Consider the following 18480-nt stretch of genomic DNA (forward strand, 5'->3'; position numbering starts at 1 on the left):
GACCACGGCCTATTGGTACAGCACATATTCTATTAAAGTCGTTGTTAAAAAGCACAAGATTCCACCTGATTTTCCATAAATGGAGACATATTTTGCAAAAATACCATACAACCACAACAATATAAAAACATAAAAAACACCACTCCATATACAGAGTTTTAACTAGCACGTAAACAATGTCCGAGGAGTGAAAATTATCAGTAAAAGGGGTAGCATGAGCCTTGGCATGCAGTAAACGTTTGCTTGAGGGTCAATCAAACTCACTGTATTTGGAGAGCATAGTTTCGAGGTAAATACTTTGTGCGTGGTTCATACGATCTTGCCATGCAATTGTGACAGTAATGCTTTTTAATGCGCTAGACAGAGCACCGTTTGCATTAGTGACTTCACAAGTCATGGCATAGGCAGACCCCGACAAACCGGATAAAGGATCTGAACTTGCTGTGTTGAGACAATGACTCGCCTGATTTAGTTCTGAAAAAGGAATTAAACCTACCGCCCCACTCGCATTAGACGCCCGAGTTCGATAATACTCCATCTGCCTTTCAGCAAAATGCAGCGCCTCTACGCTGTGGAGCGCAAAATCCGATTTTTGTTCAGCGTAGATCTGCAATTTAACCAGCCCTAGTGAGGCAACGCCAATCAACAGAAAAGAGATAAGAACCTCTATCAAGCTAAAACCTGAGTTCTTAGAAATCATTCCATGATCCTCGCTTCCACTTCGCTTTTAAAGGAGTGCTATGAGGGTTGTATTCACCGGTATAATCCAAATTGATTGAACCCTGAATTGTCGATAACCCACCAACGGAATCAAAGAACATCCCTCCTTTAGGGAAAAAAGAAGCAAATCCAATATAAACCGAATTACTCTGTACTAAATCAGTAATAGGAATTGTATCTGGAACTTTAGCCCACAAACCACTCAGTAGGTCGGTATCAGTATCGGGAGAGTTAGTGTTATCGAATACGGTCATATCATTTAGATGATAAAAAGCCCCGTCAAATACGCTCGCGTTACCATTCGCAACGATGCCGTCCTGAATCACTAAAGAGCGAGGCGTAATAACCCCTGGGATAGGTTCAACTACATTAATCGCAGGTGAATAAACGACGCAATCACCTATAACCCATACCTTATTCTCCCCACTTGAAAAGGCATCATTAATGGCTTTGCTACACTTATTTCCTTCATATTCACCATCAACCAAGTCAATATGCTTAGGGGGGACAACTGTCCGATCAATAAGGTCTATAACATGATAATCAAGCTTAATTTGGTCAATGTTCTCTGACGTCTTTGGCACGCCAAAATAATTAGAGAACGTATCGATATCCGGATCGAATTTGAAATCTGATTGAAAAGAGTTTGAAGGCAGCGCCCCAACGGAGTCGATGGTTGCATCATTGCTAATATTGGTGGTTTGTTGGCAAGACTCAAACGTAGAAAAAGGAGGTGACTCTGGAGTAATGGTCTTCAAACGTCCTCCTCCCTTTTGCTTATAGATAACACTATCTAAAAATCGAACCGATACACACTCGTTAATACCATCAACAGCAGTAAGAGCAATATCAGGATTAATATCGATATTGTGATCAGAAATAAATTCTAAACTCGAATTGGTTTGCATTACTCCTAATCCCGAAGCGTCTACAAAACTAATCTCTTTGTTCAGCGATAAAGACTCAGAACTCGACACCAATATATTTGGCGTGAGTGCTTCTGATCCCAACGTAACGACTTTCGACTGCTGACAATAATCCATTAAATCATTGGGAATAGCTGTCAGATCATTTTCAGCGATGTAAGTGAAGCCACACTCCAAGCCTCCTTCCGATCGCCAGTGTTCTTGTCTGCCCTGCACTTCATTCTGTGCGACTTTAATTTGATGGAATACACTGCGATACGTGCCTAATGTCACCACTAAAGCACCAATTAAAAGCACTGACGTAATCAATAACGTCACCACACCACGCTGCTTTTTAAATATCATCATTGCCAGTTCCTCTGCTTAACGGAAACCGAAACAGATTTGGAAACACCTGCGGTTGGGATTGACGCCGTAATACTGATATCAGTGAGCGTGCTCTTGATAGAATTCTGCTCCAATACTTGGGAATTAATGCTGAACTCATCAACATCAATGAGGTTGTCATCGAACAGTGAGTAACATCCAGTAACCTCATGAAATGTAGGAATTGCCTCCGATACAGTGGTGCCCTTCTCACATATTTGCAGTTTGGTTCCATTTTTTCTGTAAACGATATTTCGATGTTCTTTACTTGCGCTTGAGCCCTCTCGGAAGTAAACAAAACCCACCGCCACACCGCCACTCACTTGGATGGTGTTACTCGCGCCAGATAACTTGATTGAGTAACCGTTTGAACCATCGTAACCCGCTCGTTGGATATCCTCTTTCATGACCTGCATGGTGCTTGTTAGATTTTGTAGCAGCAATAATTCAATGCCTTTGTCTTTGGCAATTCTCTGCCCTGTTATAAAGACACTGCCAATAATCGAAATCACAAACACACCAATCACAGACGCCACCATTAACTCAATTAATGATGTGCCTTGCTGTTTACTAGGCGCTACCACAATCGGTCTAACACGCATCATAGCCATACTGCGCACTCGACTCACCGCACACCTTAATTCGCCCTGGAGGGCTAGATAATTTAACCAACAATCTGTCTGTGGACGCTGTGTTTGGAGAAAGATAAATCGTCCCTCTGGCTGGCCGCCCTCTCACACTCTCAAAGCTAATTCTTGCGCCTGTGTAGTTATGAGAAAACGAGACATCTCGAAACGGTTCGCCTGACAACATCAGTAATGTTTCTCCAGAAAGATCCTCCGTAGGCTTTAACCGCACAGTCCACTCTCCGGTAGATTGCACCTCATTTTTATCCATAGAGAAATGCATCCACAGATCTTGGTTCCTTTTAACCGATTCAGACTTGGCTTGAATGAGAAAACCATTCAACTCTCCGGCGAGTCGCTGCATCTTTACGGTTTCAGTAACCGAACTAAAACTCGGGGCAGCAGCAGCCAGCAGTACTGAAAGTACCACGACCGTAATCAGCAGCTCTAGAAGCGTAAACCCGCGAGTCATTTCCCAAATTCCTATGTAATTCAGTGCGTAACCGTATTTAATCTTGCAGCGATGCTACCACCGGAGAAGAATGTACTGGGTTATGAAAGGAAACTACTCGCGATGATTCGAAAAAATATATGCAACAGCAACAACATAAGCATGAGAGGGATGACATTGATCGAATTATTGATCGCTGTCGCCATCGTGGGGATACTCGGCGCCATTGCGTATCCAAGTTATACCAACCATGTTATCAAGGCACATCGAGTTACAGCGATGGCCGACTTAACCAAGATGCAACTGGAGATAGAAACTCTATACACAGGGAACTATGCGTCGGCAGCGGAGAATATTATTTCAGGAGGGACATGCTTGTTTTGCGATACCGATACTAGCCGATACACGCTAGCGATCTCTGCGAGTAGCACCACCTATTCAATTCAAGCGGAACCGCTTTCGCAGCAAGTAAATGATGAATGTTTTGACTCGAATACCGATAAGTTGGAATTGCACCACTCGGGCATTTCGGAGCCAGAAACGTGTTGGAAGTAACAAGAGCAACCACCAAAGGGCTCTAGAATTTATCTGATAAATCTCGACTCTTTCTTCTCGAGCTTCTTTTCCCCTGATCTACAGATACAAAAAAGCCTGCTAAACGAGCAGGCTTTTCCAACTTTATCAATAACTTAAATCATTAAAAACTCAAGGCATCAATAACCTAAGACATCAATAAATTGATTACTTAGTTAGGTCATCGAAGAAGTTTTTAACGCCGCTAAAGAAACCTTCAGACTTTGGCTTATGCTTGCTTGCCGCTTCACCACCACAGGTTTCTTCGAATTCACGCAGTAATTCTTTCTGGCGAGCGCTTAGCTTAACTGGAGTCTCAACCACTAGCTTAACGATTAGATCACCCACACCGCCACCACGAACGCCTTTCACGCCCTTGCCACGCATACGGAACATACGGCCCGTTTGTGTCTCTTCTGGTACCTTAAGGTTTACACGACCATCCAGTGTTGGAACTTCAACTTCACCGCCTAGAGCAGCCATAGAGAAGCTTACTGGTACTTCGCAGTAAAGGTTGTTGCCGTCACGTTCGAAGATGTTGTGCTCTTTTACGTGTACTTGTACGTACAGATCGCCAGCTGGAGCGCCGTGCTCTCCCGCTTCGCCTTCGCCAGATAGACGAATACGATCGCCAGTATCAACACCAGCAGGGATCTTAACGTTAAGTGTTTTCGTCTTCTGTTTGCGACCTTGACCATGACATGAGTTACATGGGTCTTTGATGATCTTGCCTTTACCGTTACAAGTAGGACAAGTCTGTTGAACCGCAAAGAAACCTTGGCGCATTTGTACTTGGCCGTGGCCATGACAAGTGCCACACGTTTGTGCAGAAGAACCCGCTTTCGCGCCGCTGCCGTCACAACTATCACACTCTACAAGTGTTGGTACTTCGATTTCTTTAGAAACACCACGAACCGCTTCTTCTAGAGAAAGTTCCATGTTGTAACGTAGATCTGAACCACGTTGTGCACGCTGTTGACCGCCACCACGACGACCGCCGCCGAAGATGTCGCCAAATACGTCACCGAAGATATCGCCGAAGTCACCTTGGCCACCGCCGCCGAAACCACCGCCGCCGCCCATGCCACCTTGTTCAAAGGCTGCATGACCGTATTGGTCGTAAGCTGCTTTCTTTTGAGAATCGGTTAGGATCTCGTACGCTACTTTTACTTCTTTAAACTTATCTGCTGCGGTCTCATCACCCTGGTTACGGTCCGGGTGGAATTTCATCGCTAAGCGTTTGTACGCTTTTTTAATATCGCGCTCTGATGCATCGCGGCTTACGCCTAATACTTCGTAAAAATCACGTTTTGACATGTTCTAGGTCACCAAAATAATTGCTACTACCGAATGATCACTTCAGTAGTCTGTGTATCAATCTAGATAAAAGTTCTGCCGGCTGAAATGCCGAATAAAGCTATTATCTAGATCGACAAGTCTAAATACAAATTTACGGGCGTGAGAGTTACCTCTGACGCCCGCAATAATAAGTCTTTGAGACAAATTTCTAAGCAGATAGCTTGAGTCCTAAGTGGAAGCGCGGAGCCTACGTTAGTAGGTGGACACTTCCGATAACGAAATCAGGCTACTCTGCGACGAAATTATTTTTTGTCTTCTTTAACTTCTTCAAACTCAGCGTCTACAACATCGTCGTCTTGCTTAGGTTGTTCACCAGCGTCAGCACCAGCTTGTTCAGCTTGAGCTTTCTGTTGAGCAATTTCCATTAGCTTTTGAGCTGCTTGCATAAGTTCTTGAACTTTAGCGTCGATAGCTTCTTTATCGTTACCAGACTTAACTTCTTCTAGTGCAGTGATAGCCGCTTCGATTTTAGCTTTCTCGTCTGCAGGTAAAGCTTCACCAGCTTCTTCTACTTGCTTCTTAGTGCCGTGAATCATTTGGTCAGCTTGGTTACGTGCAGTTACTAGCTCTTCGAACTTTTTGTCCGCTTCTTTGTTAGCTTCTGCTTCTTGTACCATTGCTTCGATCTCTTCCTCAGACAGGCCGCCTGATGCTTGGATAGTGATCTTCTGCTCTTTACCTGTTGCTTTATCTTTAGCAGATACGTTCAGGATACCATCAGCATCTAGGTCGAATGTTACTTCGATTTGTGGCATGCCACGTGGTGCTGGTTGGATACCTTCTAGGTTGAACTGACCAAGAGACTTGTTGTAAGTCGCTTGCTTACGCTCACCTTGAAGAACGTGGATAGTTACTGCGTTTTGGTTGTCTTCAGCTGTAGAGAACACTTGATCCGCTTTAGTAGGGATAGTTGTGTTTTTCTCGATAAGCTTAGTCATCACGCCGCCCATCGTTTCGATACCGAAAGATAGAGGAGTAACGTCTAGTAGTAGAACGTCTTTAACGTCACCAGCTAGTACACCACCTTGAACAGCAGCACCCATTGCAACAGCTTCGTCAGGGTTCACGTCTTTACGTGGCTCTTTACCGAAGAATTCAGTTACTTTAGCTTGAACCATAGGCATACGAGTTTGACCACCAACTAGGATAACGTCAGTGATTTCGCCTACAGATAGGTCAGCATCTGCTAGAGCTACTTTTAGTGGCTCAAGAGAACGTTGAACTAGGTCTTCAACTAGAGACTCAAGCTTCGCACGAGTCACTTTGATGTTCATGTGCTTAGGACCAGTCGCATCAGCAGTAACGTAAGGTAGGTTTACGTCAGTTTGAGTAGTAGAAGAAAGCTCGATTTTCGCTTTTTCTGCTGCTTCTTTAACACGCTGCATTGCTAGTGGATCAGCTTTAAGGTCGATACCTTGCTCTTTCTTGAACTCATCTACTAGGTAGTTGATCATGCGGTTATCGAAATCTTCACCACCAAGGTGAGTGTCACCGTTAGTTGAAAGAACTTCGAAAGTCTTCTCGCCTTCTACTTCATCGATTTCGATGATAGAGATATCGAATGTACCACCACCAAGGTCGTATACAGCGATAGTGCGATCACCACCTTGCTTGTCTAGGCCGTAAGCTAGAGCAGCAGCAGTTGGTTCGTTGATGATACGTTTAACATCTAGACCAGCGATACGGCCAGCATCTTTCGTTGCTTGACGTTGAGCATCGTTGAAGTAAGCAGGAACAGTTACTACTGCGCCAGTTACTTCTTCGCCTAGGAAGTCTTCAGCTGTTTTCTTCATTTTCTTAAGAACTTCAGCAGATACTTGAGGAGCAGCCATTTTTTGGCCTTGCGCTTCAACCCATGCATCACCGTTGTCAGCCTTAACAATGTTGAAAGGCATGATTTCGATATCGCGTTGAACTTCTTCATCTTCAAAACGACGACCGATTAGACGCTTGATAGCGAACAGTGTGTTTTGAGGGTTAGTAACAGCTTGACGTTTTGCAGGTTGACCAACTAGCGTTTCGCCTTCTGTGTATGCGATTACTGATGCTGTTGTGCGTTCGCCTTCAGCATTTTCAATTACGCGTGGTTTGTCGCCGTCAAGAACAGCAACACAAGAGTTAGTAGTACCTAAATCAATACCAATGATTTTACCCATCAGGCCATCTCCGAAATATTTTCTATTAAGTTTTTGCTATACCCACATATGTGGGGGTGGTAATCAGGGAATCAACCCTAATACACAAAATTAAAGTGCAAATGTAATTTGCTTTCGTATGCACCATAGATAAGGGCTGCAAACTGGTTTTCAAGGGAATAAGTAAAAAAAATCTATTTTTTCCCGTATCTTTTTACATAAAGGTAAAAAGTGACCGATCCCTTGCCAATTAAGGCTCCAATGTTGAGAAACTCTCGCATTTGTCGCCACATTGAAACCTCAACCCTATTCCAGATGCCATAAAAAAAGACCTTCATGTGGAAGGTCTTTTTCAAATAGATATTAATCAGTTAAATATTGTTCAAATGGTGACTGATTCAGCCATATTATTGGTTGAGCACTAACTGGTAGAAGCTCGCTTGAGTGTAATCACCCGCTTCCATACCACGCCATTCACAGGCTGAGCTCGACTTCTTAGTGTTGCATTGATTGTATGCGCCCGCCTTGAAGTACATCCAGTCCTGTCCATAACCAAGGTCGATATCATGCCCCTGATACTTACCCTTGGCCAAATCAACATCATACGTCTTCACAATAGGATCGGCTGAGTTTGGATTCTTAGTAAAGGTTAAGTGCATGATGTTATCTTTGATATTCACATCGTATGAGAACACTTCACCTAGCTTGATGCCATCAGCAGGGTCCGAGCTGCCTTTTTTCAGATTGTATTGACCAAATACATCATGGCGAATGTCTTTACGAAGTTTCTTTCCGTTTTCATCCTTCGCGTTTTTCATCTCTGTCGGCGGGTTGAGCTCGTAGTTCCATGTTAATGAACCATGCTCATGCTCTGGTAGTTTACGGTAAACAATTTTAAGAGGTTCATTGTCCGAGCCGTGAATTTGCCCGATGACGACTGAAAATGCGCCTGTTTTATTGTAGTTACCACTGGTACTCACCTGATCGACAGAAAGCGTCGCCGTCATTTGGCCGCCAATAGAGCCAAACTCTTCCGCGTTCTTATGGCTTGAAATCGCGAAGTTGTTGCTCGGCGCAGAGTAGCTATCCGCTAGCATCGCTCTTAGCTCACTACGCGTGTTTTTACTGTTTGGCGTCGTTGGAGCTGTATTCGGAGCCACAAACACCATCGCACCAGATTCAGCATCCGTGTAGAACCATTTAGGGTGAACGTAAGGCGTGTCTACATTCGACAGTTCCTTTTTACCAATCTCCAGCGTTTTACCTTTTCTAGACCCTTCAGTCGTCAGCTCCGGTAAGTTAATTTTCCATTTAGATAAATCGAAGTTTTGTGCTGGTGCTTTTGCAGGGTCAAGATTGAACTGTTGACCAATATCGTGATTAGAAGCAAGAGCGGGAGCGGCTAAAAGGCTGGCAGTCAGTAGGCTAAGGTAAGACAGCTTCATTATTGGGTTTCCTTTATGTCGTCATAATGTAGGTTGTCAGAACAATAAAATAATATTGTATTATTATATGTGATCTATATTAAAGATTGAAAACTGATGGCCAATTCGGCACGAGTAAAAAGAAAAAATGAGACTTAACACCAATCAAAGATATTTTTAGCCAAGTTATCAGATAGCCCAAAACACTTATCATCAGAAACAAAAAAGCCCCGCTCTGGTTGAGCGGGGCTTCGCAGTTATTGAGTCTTAATTAAGAATTAAACTTCTGCTTTTTGCAGCTCAGCTTCTTCGTTAGCTTCAACGCCAATTTCGTTTTCAGATTTAGCAACGATAGTGTTCACCGCTGTGTCACCCACTACGTTTGAAGAAGTACAGAACATGTCACAGATACGGTCAACAGCAGCAACAATCGCTAGACCTTCTGGTGGTAAACCTAGTTGGTGCAATAGAACACCTACCATCACAACACCGCCACCAGGAACACCACCAGCACCGATAGACAGTAGCAGGATAGTTAGACCAAGAGTGAAGATATCAGCAGTGTTGATTGGCTGACCAAACGCGTTTGCTACGAACATAGTTGCTAGTGCGATGTAGATAGATACACCAGACATGTTCATTGTTGCACCTAGTGGTACACCGAAACCTGCTACTGACTTAGATACGTTTAGTTTGTCAGTAAGAGTACGCATTGTTACTGGGATTGTTGCATTCGAACTTGCTGTAGATAGTGAGAATAGAACTTGCTCACGAGTTGCACGTAGGAACTGCTTTGGAGAAATACCAGTGAATGAACCAACCATCATTGGATAGAAGAAGAAAATCCAGAACACAAGCATTGCAACCACAAGCGCCACATAGCCAGCAACTGACATTAGCGTGTCTGCATCCAGTGTTGCGCCCAGTTGAATCATCAGAGCAAATACACCGTAAGGCGCCAAGCTCATTACTAGGCCGATAAGCTTCATCATGATTTCGTTAGCCATCTTGAATGTCTTGATAGCTGGGCCACCACGAGAATCAAGCGCTTGAATAGCAAGACCTGTCAAAATTGCCATGAAGATGATTTGTAGCATGTCGCCGCTTGCGAACGCTTCTACAGGGTTGCTAGGAACGATGTTAACAACAAGAGAGAAGATGTCTGGTGTTTCAGTTGTTGTAAGCGCAATTGTCTCAGAAACCGTACCCGCAAGGTTCGCACCTGCACCTGGTTGGAAAATAAGACCAATCGTTAGCGCTGCTGAAATCGCGATGATGGTGTTAATAATGTAAAGACCAAAGGTTTTACCACCAAGACGACCAAATGAACGAATATCTTTTAGCTCAACAATACCGCAAACAATAGATACGTAAACAAGAGGAACTACAAGCAATTTGATAAGTGATACGAACATACCACCAGCACCTTCGGCAGCGCCAAGTAGATACGTATCAAAAATAGCAATACCGCTGAATAGGTACTGAATAGCAGTACCAATAAGTAGACCGGCGAACAAGCCTACAAAAATTTTACTTGAGAGCGATTTATCCATCGTTCTTCTCCAGTTTGTTGTGTTTGAAATTTGTACTTTTATAGTTATATATGCGACCAAAATCGCTATATGGCAGTGGATTTTACATACAAAGATAACAATTAAAAGTATTTATTTACAAAAACATCACAAATGTGACATCAAAACATTTACTCAATCACAACAAGTTTCATAACACAAAACTCTAAATCGCTGATCTGAATGAAATAAAAAGAACGACATTCTTAATGCGGTTTTGATGCTTATTTACGTGGACTCTCAAGTTATAGGCACAAAAAAAGAGAGGCCTATACCTCTCTTTTTATTTTACGCAAACCAGTGATTTATTTTGTCGCTGCGACTAACTCAGTCAATGCACCAGTCAATCACTTGGCAACGTAATTCGTCATTACTTAGCAACCATAACCATCGCTGGGCGAACCACACGACCGTTTAGTTCGTAGCCTTTTTGCATCACAAACATAACCGTGTTCGATTCGTGATCTGGGCTTTCTTGAATAGACATCGCTTGGTGGAATTCAGGGTTGAACGCTTCACCTTCAGGGTTGATCTCTTTAAGACCAAACTTAGCAACTGTGTCTACGAACGTTTTGTGCGTTAGCTCAACACCTTCATACAGTGGCTTAACCACTTCGTTTTCAGCGTCTGCTGCTTGCATTGCACGCTCTAGGTTGTCGATTACAGGAAGCAGACCTTCAGCAAACTTGTTCAAAGCGAATTTACGCGCTTTATCAATTTCTTGTTCGCTACGGCGACGCATGTTTTCAACTTCAGCTTTCGCGCGAAGAACAGAATCTTGCTGCTCTTTCACTTTAGATTCACTAGAAAGCAGTGCAGCTTCCAGTTGAGCGATTTTTGCTTCCTGCTCATCAGCAGCGTCTTCATTCAGTTCAGCTTCTTCAACTTTCTCAGCTTCAGCGATGATCTGATCTAGCTCTGCTTCGGTTACTTTGTTTTCTTCGTTGCTCATGATATCTCCAGAATTCGTTTTCAATGCAAGTGACAGGCGTGTTTGCGCCCCAAATTGATATAAAACACTCGCATAGACGTTCAACTTGCCTTTATTATGGGGATGAAGAATTTTGATTCAAGCCTAATTCGTTTGGAAACGTTATGAAAAAGCCATTTGAAGTCATCGCCATTATCGGTAAACCTCGAGATCAGCAAGCAATTCAGACTCATAGAGAGCTCTATCAGTGGTTAAGTGCTGAGGGTTATCAAGTGTTTGTTGATGACAGACTCGCAACTATTTTAGACGACATCCCAAAAGAACATTTTTCTAGCCTGATTGAATTAGGTAAACGCGCCGATCTCGCCATTGTGGTCGGTGGTGACGGAAATATGCTCGGTGCCGCTAGAATCTTGTCACGTTTCGACATTTCAGTGATTGGTGTTAACCGAGGCAATCTTGGTTTCCTAACCGATCTCAACCCTGAAAACTTCCAGAGTGCGCTTACTGATGTACTCAAAGGCGAGTTCATGGAAGAAGAGCGCTTCTTACTTGAAACGGAAATTCATCGTCACGGCCAGGTAAAAAGCCACAATGCAGCACTTAATGAGGCTGTACTGCACCCCGGCCAAGTTGCTCACATGATCGAGTTCGAAGTGTATATCGATGACAGCTTCGCCTTCTCACAGCGCTCTGATGGCTTAATCGTCTCAACACCGACAGGTTCTACCGCCTACTCGCTTTCCGGCGGCGGCCCTATCCTGTCATCAAGCCTAAATGCTATCTCACTCGTGCCAATGTTCCCGCATACCCTTTCAAGCCGCCCATTAGTGGTGGATGGCAAGCGTCGTATTAAGCTTATCGTATCGCCTGATAACCGTGGAACTCAGGAGGTGAGCTGCGATGGTCAAATCTCACTGCCTGTTTCTCCTGGCGATGAGATTCACATTTACCAAAGCCCAAATGTGCTCAAGCTGATCCACCCTAAAGACTACAATTACTACCATGTCCTACGTAACAAGCTAGGCTGGTCGAGTAAGCTGTTTTAAGTAAATAGTGAATAATTTTGAAAGGCTGACGACATTCGTCAGCCTTTTTTATGGCCGATTAAAAGCCCACCATCTATATCTTCACGCCAACCCATCACACAGTCATTCCCAAGAGGGAGGAACGAGTGAGTTGGGAATCTATATTGCTTTCAGTTATCTACAGACAAGTTCCATTCTGAGATCTATCGCAAAAAATTTTCACCTGTCGACTTTACTGTATAAAGAAACAGTATATACTGAGCTTATATACAGTATTGTTCAGTTATACAGGTAAATAAAAATGCTGGCTCATTTAAGTGTTAATAATTTCGCTATTGTTAAGTCTTTACAGCTAGAACTATCTAAAGGCATGACAACAATCACCGGGGAAACTGGTGCGGGTAAATCTATCGCTATCGATGCTTTAGGCTTATGTCTTGGGGGAAGATCCGATGCAGGAATGGTTCGACAAGGTGAAGAAAAAACCGAAGTCAGTGCCGCTTTTTTACTTGAGAACAATCTGCATGCAACCCGCTGGTTAGAAGACAACGAATTGCTTGATGGCAGTGAGTGCATCCTGCGCAGAACCATCTCAAAAGAAGGTCGTTCTCGTGCATTCATCAACGGTAGCCCTGTCCCTCTTTCGCAATTGAAATCACTTGGACAACTGTTGATCAACATCCATGGTCAACACGCGCATCACCAGTTGATGAAAAGCGATTATCAAATGGCCATGCTTGATCAATACGCAGGCCACTTGAACCTATTGAAATCGACACGTAATGCTTACCAAGCATGGCGACAAGCGGATAACCACTTAAAAGAGTTACGTGAGAATAGCCAGCAAAACCAAGCTCAAAAACAACTTCTTGAATACCAAATCAAAGAGTTAAATGAGCTGTCTATTGGGGAGGAAGAATATGAAGACCTCGAACAAGAGCATAAGCGCCTCTCCAATAGCGGAGAACTGGCCACAACCTGTCAGCAAGCTATCGAGCTTATTTATGAAGGCGAAGAAGTTAATGCGCTTGGTATTCTGCAATCGGCCAATAACTCCTTAATTCAGTTAGCTGAGCTAGATGAAAGATTGGCCGAGTTACCGAACTTGCTTTCTGAAGCCATTATTCAGATCGAAGAGACCAACAACGAGTTAAGAACCTACCTAGACAGCATTGATGTTGATCCCGGTCGTATGGCTTACGTTGAGGAGCGTTTCTCTAAAGTGATGTCGATGTCTCGTAAACACCACGTGTTACCTGAAGAGCTGTATAAGCACCATCAAGACTTACTACAACAAGTTGAAGCGCTTGATTGCTCTGATGAAAAATTGGAAGAACTGGCCAACGAGGTAGAAAACCAATACCAATCGTTCGTTGCTAAATCAGAGAAGCTTCATAAATCTCGAACTCGTTACGCAAAAGAGCTCAACAAGCTGATCACGCAAAGCATGCACGAACTGAGCATGGAAAAAGCGCAGTTTGCCATTGAAGTGAACAACACCAACACACACCCTTCTCCATTGGGTATGGATAACGTGACCTTCATTGTTTCGACCAACCCAGGCCAACCAATGCAGCCGATTGCGAAAGTGGCCTCTGGTGGTGAGTTATCACGAATCTCACTGGCGATTCAGGTGATCACAGCGCAAAAAGTGGATACACCAAGCCTGATTTTCGATGAAGTCGATGTGGGTATCAGTGGACCAACCGCTGCGGTTGTCGGAAAAATGCTACGTAAGCTGGGCGAATCGACACAAGTTATGTGCGTGACTCACTTACCTCAAGTTGCCGGTTGCGGTCACCAACAACTTTTTGTAGCGAAGAACACGAAATCAGGTAAAACCGAGACTCAAATGCACACGCTTGATGAGCAACAACGCGTTTCAGAGCTTGCTCGACTGCTTGGTGGCAGCCAGATTACCGAATCGACGCTTGCCAATGCAAAAGAGTTATTAATCGCAGCATAGGTTACATATTCAGCAACTTTCTGATAATTTACCGAAAATTCTTGGCAATTTTGCAACTTAATTCAAAATTGCCAGTCATAACAAGCTCAAAGCGCAAGGAGCTTTTTACTTCTTGCTGGAGCTTGTTTATTATCAGGCAGTATTTTAGCGAAGAAAGATCTCAAACTATGCGAATTAAAAAGTGGTTAGTTGCAGTTCCACTTGCACTAACAATGTTGACCGGTTGCTCTCTATTAGAGAAGTTGGTTTATCGAATTGACATCGATCAGGGTAACTATGTTGAACAGGAAGCTGTCGATCAGCTCAAGTTTGGCATGACAAAAACACAAGTTCGTTACGTTATGGGCTCACCTATGCTTATCGAAAATGGCTACCCAGATACGTGGTACTACATTTACCACCACACAAAAGGCCATGAAGACTCGATTCAAAAAAATCTTGTTGTTAACTTTGATGCAACGGGCACCTTAGTGACGATCAATGGTGATTTTGAAGCCAGTGATGAATTCTTCGAAAGCCTTCGCTAGCTTTCAACTAACAAAGCTTTCCAGTCAAAAGCAAGAATCGCAAAAGCCTGCTCATATGAGCAGGCTTTTTAATATCTGCTAACAAATGAGACTGTAAACTGTATTGTCTAACAAACAGATGAAAAAAAGCTCGCTAATGCGAGCTTCTTTATCATTCAAATTTGTTTGGTATTACGATTTAGCCGCCGCTTTCGCTTGTTCAGCACGCTTACGGCGAATTTCTTTTGGATCGGCTAACAGTGCTCGATAAATTTCGATACGATCTTTATCTCGAACGGTTGCATCTAACTTAACGTTGCGGCTGTATACGCCAACTTTATTTTTCGCCAAGTCGATTTCTGGATACAACTCTAAAACACCAGACTGCGCAATAATCTCTTCAACGGTCGCGTTCTTATTTACCACTAAGGTAAATACACGCTGCTCATGTGGAAGCGCAAACACAACTTCTACGTGGATCATATCTGATTCAATAGTCATGGCTTAGTAAACCTGTTTCGCTCGTTGAGTAAATGCACTGACCATATTGCTTGTCAGTTCATTGAAAATCTTGCCAAATGCCATTTCAATCATTCGACTAGAAAATTCAAACTCTAGTTTAAGTTCAACCTTACATGCTTGGTCGTCTAGAGGAGTGAAATACCAGCCCCCCTCCAGCTTCTTAAACGGGCCATCTACCAGCTCCATCAAGATCTCAGCACCATCCGCTAAGCGGTTCGATGTGGTAAATGTTTTGCTGATACCAGCTTTAGAGACATCAACCGAAGCCACCATAGTTGAATCTGAAGATTCGATCACACGTGAACCAGAACACCCTGGCAAAAACTCGTGATAACGAGCAACATCATTGACCAAGTTGAACATCTGGTCGGCACTAAACGACACTAATGCTGAACGAGTAACCTTTGGCATATAGACTCCTGTTAAAGACAGCGTTACATTAACACAAACTGCAATTTTAATTGTATTGGGCCAGAGCGCAAATAAAAAGGATTCCCCAACTAGGGTGCAATCCGTATAATGAGGCCATTATGGCAAAGAATAAATCAAAATCAAAAGCCGGTAGTAATACCATTGCGCTTAATAAGAAAGCTCGCCACGAATATTTCATCGATGATGAGATAGAAGCGGGGCTTGAGCTACAAGGCTGGGAAGTAAAATCCCTACGTGAAGGCAAAACCAATATCGCAGAAAGCTACGTCTACATCCGAGATGGCGAAGCATTCATCAGTGGTATGACGATCACTCCGCTAACTCAAGCGAGTACTCATATCGTGGCGAACCCAACACGCATCCGTAAACTACTAATGTCGAGAAAAGAACTCGATAACCTTATCGGTCGTATTAACCGTGAAGGCATGACGCTTGTCGCAACCGCACTTTACTGGTCTCGCTCTTGGGCGAAGATTAAAGTTGGCGTAGCGAAAGGTAAAAAGCTGCACGATAAACGTACTGATATGAAAGAAAAAGATTGGGCGAGAGATAAAGCACGAATTATGAAGAGTAATTTGCGTTAATTTTAAGCACTTAAACGCACAGTGCTAGACAGGGTAAGCTTTTCTGGTACTATGCAAATAACACTTGGGGCTGATTTAGGATTCGACAGGAATTTTGAAGTCTGAGGTGCATGCCGTGGGGCGGTTGGCCACGTTAAAAGCCGCAAAAAAATAGTCGCAAACGACGAAAACTACGCACTAGCAGCTTAATAACCTGCTCAGAGCTCTCTTACCCTAGCTTCCGCTCGTAAGACGGGGACCAATAAGAGATCAAACCCAAACTAGCTAGCGTGGCTTCTCCCACCTGAGAGGAAAAGCGCGAATTATAATTCAGGTTAGCCTTTAACTAGCGTGTCGGTTCGCAGGTTGCTGGTGAAATTAAAGATCGACTAAGCATGTAGTACCAATGATGAATGATTTTTGGACGCGGGTTCAACTCCCGCCAGCTCCACCAAACGTTTGGAAACAGCGTTATTTCAATAGGTTAGCGCCTTTTGGGATAGCGCTGTTTTTGTATAAGTGCCTCACTAAAGTGCCACACCTTTTATCCACTCTTTCACCAAGCCAATGAAATCTTGCAGCGGTTCCATGAGCCAATCGATGCTAGAAAAATGTGTTGTTCTAACAAGACCCGATTGAAACAGTGCAGCAAATGCAAGCACTACAGTTAACCACAACATCATCGAAGCCTGTCTTTTAGAACGCTCCTCTTTAGCACGCTCTTCTCGCAAATGCTCAAACGTTGAAAGCGCTTTACCGTTAACCCTAAAGTCAAAAGAATTAACTTGCTGTAGCTCACCGGACTCTGCCAATGACATCAAGACTAAATGCGTCCCTTGTTTTAACGTCGGAAATAGCGGATGTAGTATTGTGTAGCTACCATACATTCCGTTCAACAAGCGGTAGCTATCAAACGTTAGATTGTGATTATCTTTGACTAGTTCTATTGCTGCCTCCAAAGCCTTTTCTCTACTTGGTCTTTTCAGTCGCCTCTTGCTATGGATAAACTTTGGAATGGAATACTTCCATAACGCTAGCTTAGACTGAACCTTATAGAAACCTGTCGCATCAATTAACAAGAACTCGTTAATTGACTTGTATGTATGAGTAACCAAGCCGTGATAGTGGCTGATTTCAAAGTTCCAATTGTCAATTTCAGTTAGCTTTAATAGCTTCTCTTTGTCATGTGTTCGTTTATCTTCATCCCACTTTAGAACATGTAAGTGTTCGCCTTTTATTTCCTTTGCAAGATAGCTACCTTCCGAATCCGTAACATAAACTGAGTAGCAATTAACTTTAGCGCCCTCGACTCCTGACCTAGGTATTCTTTGAGGCGTTTTTATTTTCAGGGCTTCTGCTAATTTTTTGATAAACAGGTTACTCAACAAGCTGCTCACTAATCAAACCTCTGGATTGTGTCTCTGACCTTTTACATTACCACACAAGCAATCGCTTTATGCTGTTATTAATCAAGAGATTAGCCTATACAATGTAGCCCTACCTATCCCTAGTTCCTTGGCTGCTTTAGCTTTGGGTACACCGCTATCCAATAGCTTCTGCACATCCTCTTTCGTCACCTGTGCTTTCGGTCTACCAATGTGCTTACCCGCTGCCTTGGCTGCTGCTATGCCTTCTGCCTGACGTTCTTTAATCAGCTCTCTTTCCATCTGCGCCACTGCTGCCAGTATCCCTAGCACACCCTTCTGTGCTGCACTCATAGCACCATCGAATCTCATTCCTTCCTTGTGGAACTGTACTGATACACCTTTCTGATTCATCTGCTCCACCAACCCTACAGCATCACCAGCACCGCTACGACAAATACGGTCTAGGCTATGAACATGCAATACATCTCCATCCCTAACGTACTCCAAGCATGCCTGTAGCTGTGGTCTGTCTACCGTCTTGGCTGACACCTTCTCCTCGAACACCTTATCCAACTGCACATCAGCTAACTGTCTGCTGGTGGACTGCTCTGCTGTACTAACTCGAATGTAACCTACGTTCGCCATGCTTACTCCTAGTGTCTCAAAACCTCTTAACACTTACAGTGATTACATGTATCAAAACTCTAAGTCAATGCTTTTGAGACAACCTTAGATACAGTCTCATAAGGTATAGTTTTTTATATATCCAGAGTCGCGCTATGAAACTTACCGCACTGCTTAAAAAGCACCTGAGCTAGGACTTTTTACCTCTAAATAAAACCAGGCAATAACAAGTTAAAAATAAAAACCATCATGCCACGCAAAAACAAGAACATAACACCACCAAACAAGCCAAAAACCAACTTAAAATTGACATTATATGCTTAATTAGTGATATTTTATGCCAATCTTAATTATAGCTAAAAACTGACAATGAGCACGACAACCACAACA

General features: G+C 43.4%; 18 protein-coding genes and 1 other RNA gene. 6 read left to right on the forward strand and 13 right to left on the reverse strand.

The annotated features are described in order from the left end of the window. Positions 1 to 250 precede the first annotated feature (250 nt). The 4 genes from AB4583_RS15100 to AB4583_RS15115 are packed head-to-tail and all read right to left on the reverse strand — an operon-like array spanning position 251 to position 3110. Positions 251 to 700: a prepilin-type N-terminal cleavage/methylation domain-containing protein gene (locus AB4583_RS15100; RefSeq protein ID WP_017068542.1), complete on the reverse strand. Its 450-nt coding sequence runs from the start codon at positions 698 to 700 to the stop codon at positions 251 to 253. Continuing rightward, positions 690 to 1994, reverse strand: a complete 1305-nt coding sequence (locus AB4583_RS15105; RefSeq protein WP_017062784.1) for a hypothetical protein — start codon at positions 1992 to 1994, stop codon at positions 690 to 692. Before AB4583_RS15105 ends, AB4583_RS15100 begins: the two co-directional genes overlap by 11 nt. Continuing rightward, entirely contained in the window at positions 1991 to 2623 is a 633-nt protein-coding gene (locus AB4583_RS15110; RefSeq protein WP_372118116.1) for a PilW family protein, read from the reverse strand. The genes AB4583_RS15105 and AB4583_RS15110 overlap by 4 nt, the downstream gene beginning before the upstream one ends. After that, positions 2604 to 3110, reverse strand: coding sequence for a GspH/FimT family pseudopilin (locus tag AB4583_RS15115; RefSeq protein WP_372118071.1), 507 nt, complete (start codon positions 3108 to 3110; stop codon positions 2604 to 2606). Before AB4583_RS15115 ends, AB4583_RS15110 begins: the two co-directional genes overlap by 20 nt. 102 nt (positions 3111 to 3212) lie before the next feature. Between AB4583_RS15115 and AB4583_RS15120 the strand changes: the two genes are divergently transcribed. Continuing rightward, positions 3213 to 3644 (forward strand): type IV pilin protein, encoded by a 432-nt coding sequence (locus tag AB4583_RS15120; RefSeq protein ID WP_017068545.1) that lies wholly within the window; start codon positions 3213 to 3215, stop codon positions 3642 to 3644. 186 nt (positions 3645 to 3830) lie between these two features. On the opposite strand, the gene dnaJ is transcribed toward AB4583_RS15120, so the two are convergent. From dnaJ to grpE, 5 genes are all read right to left on the reverse strand, one after another. After that, entirely contained in the window at positions 3831 to 4979 is a 1149-nt protein-coding gene (gene dnaJ, locus AB4583_RS15125; RefSeq protein ID WP_372118074.1) for a molecular chaperone DnaJ, read from the reverse strand. A gap of 284 nt (positions 4980 to 5263) precedes the next feature. Next, entirely contained in the window at positions 5264 to 7177 is a 1914-nt protein-coding gene (gene dnaK / locus AB4583_RS15130) for a molecular chaperone DnaK (protein WP_017067645.1), read from the reverse strand. A gap of 386 nt (positions 7178 to 7563) precedes the next feature. Beyond that, positions 7564 to 8601, reverse strand: coding sequence for a polysaccharide lyase family 7 protein (locus tag AB4583_RS15135; protein WP_017072010.1), 1038 nt, complete (start codon positions 8599 to 8601; stop codon positions 7564 to 7566). Between the two features lie 257 nt (positions 8602 to 8858). Then, a complete protein-coding gene (locus AB4583_RS15140; protein ID WP_371722135.1) occupies positions 8859 to 10133 on the reverse strand; it encodes a dicarboxylate/amino acid:cation symporter in 1275 nt (424 codons plus the stop codon). 388 nt (positions 10134 to 10521) lie between these two features. Further along, positions 10522 to 11103: a nucleotide exchange factor GrpE gene (gene grpE / locus AB4583_RS15145; protein WP_017069543.1), complete on the reverse strand. Its 582-nt coding sequence runs from the start codon at positions 11101 to 11103 to the stop codon at positions 10522 to 10524. A 143-nt stretch (positions 11104 to 11246) separates the two neighbouring features. Between grpE and nadK the strand changes: the two genes are divergently transcribed. The 3 genes from nadK (at position 11247) to bamE (ending at position 14603) form a co-directional block, all read left to right on the forward strand. Next, positions 11247 to 12131: an NAD(+) kinase gene (nadK, locus tag AB4583_RS15150; protein ID WP_136974100.1), complete on the forward strand. Its 885-nt coding sequence runs from the start codon at positions 11247 to 11249 to the stop codon at positions 12129 to 12131. A 280-nt stretch (positions 12132 to 12411) separates the two neighbouring features. Next, positions 12412 to 14076, forward strand: a complete 1665-nt coding sequence (gene recN, locus AB4583_RS15155; RefSeq protein ID WP_017059862.1) for a DNA repair protein RecN — start codon at positions 12412 to 12414, stop codon at positions 14074 to 14076. A gap of 167 nt (positions 14077 to 14243) precedes the next feature. Then, on the forward strand, positions 14244 to 14603 hold the full coding sequence (gene bamE, locus AB4583_RS15160; protein ID WP_017069542.1) for an outer membrane protein assembly factor BamE: 360 nt from the start codon (positions 14244 to 14246) through the stop codon (positions 14601 to 14603). Positions 14604 to 14774: 171 nt separating this feature from the next. Here the strand turns inward: bamE and AB4583_RS15165 are convergent, their stop codons facing one another. After that, complete coding sequence (locus tag AB4583_RS15165) at positions 14775 to 15083, reverse strand: RnfH family protein (RefSeq protein WP_016796754.1); 309 nt, start codon at positions 15081 to 15083, stop codon at positions 14775 to 14777. A 3-nt stretch (positions 15084 to 15086) separates the two neighbouring features. Next, positions 15087 to 15515: an SRPBCC family protein gene (locus tag AB4583_RS15170; RefSeq protein ID WP_017069540.1), complete on the reverse strand. Its 429-nt coding sequence runs from the start codon at positions 15513 to 15515 to the stop codon at positions 15087 to 15089. A 119-nt stretch (positions 15516 to 15634) separates the two neighbouring features. Between AB4583_RS15170 and smpB the strand changes: the two genes are divergently transcribed. Both smpB and ssrA read left to right on the forward strand, forming a co-directional pair. After that, positions 15635 to 16120 carry an SsrA-binding protein SmpB gene (gene smpB / locus AB4583_RS15175; protein ID WP_004735156.1) on the forward strand — a complete coding sequence of 162 codons (486 nt, stop codon included), beginning with the start codon at positions 15635 to 15637 and terminating at the stop codon, positions 16118 to 16120. 66 nt (positions 16121 to 16186) lie between these two features. Beyond that, positions 16187 to 16553: a transfer-messenger RNA gene (ssrA, locus tag AB4583_RS15180) on the forward strand. A 73-nt stretch (positions 16554 to 16626) separates the two neighbouring features. Here the strand turns inward: ssrA and AB4583_RS15185 are convergent. Together AB4583_RS15185 and AB4583_RS15190 are read right to left on the reverse strand one after the other, a co-directional pair. Further along, the gene (locus tag AB4583_RS15185; protein WP_372118080.1) at positions 16627 to 17484 is read right to left on the reverse strand and encodes a hypothetical protein; all 858 of its coding nucleotides are present in this window, start codon (positions 17482 to 17484) and stop codon (positions 16627 to 16629) included. An 84-nt stretch (positions 17485 to 17568) separates the two neighbouring features. After that, positions 17569 to 18111, reverse strand: coding sequence for a recombinase family protein (locus tag AB4583_RS15190; protein ID WP_372118083.1), 543 nt, complete (start codon positions 18109 to 18111; stop codon positions 17569 to 17571). Positions 18112 to 18480 lie beyond the last annotated feature (369 nt).

The organism is Vibrio sp. 10N.222.49.C12 (assembly GCF_041475025.1).
GTDB lineage: Bacteria > Pseudomonadota > Gammaproteobacteria > Enterobacterales > Vibrionaceae > Vibrio > Vibrio crassostreae_C.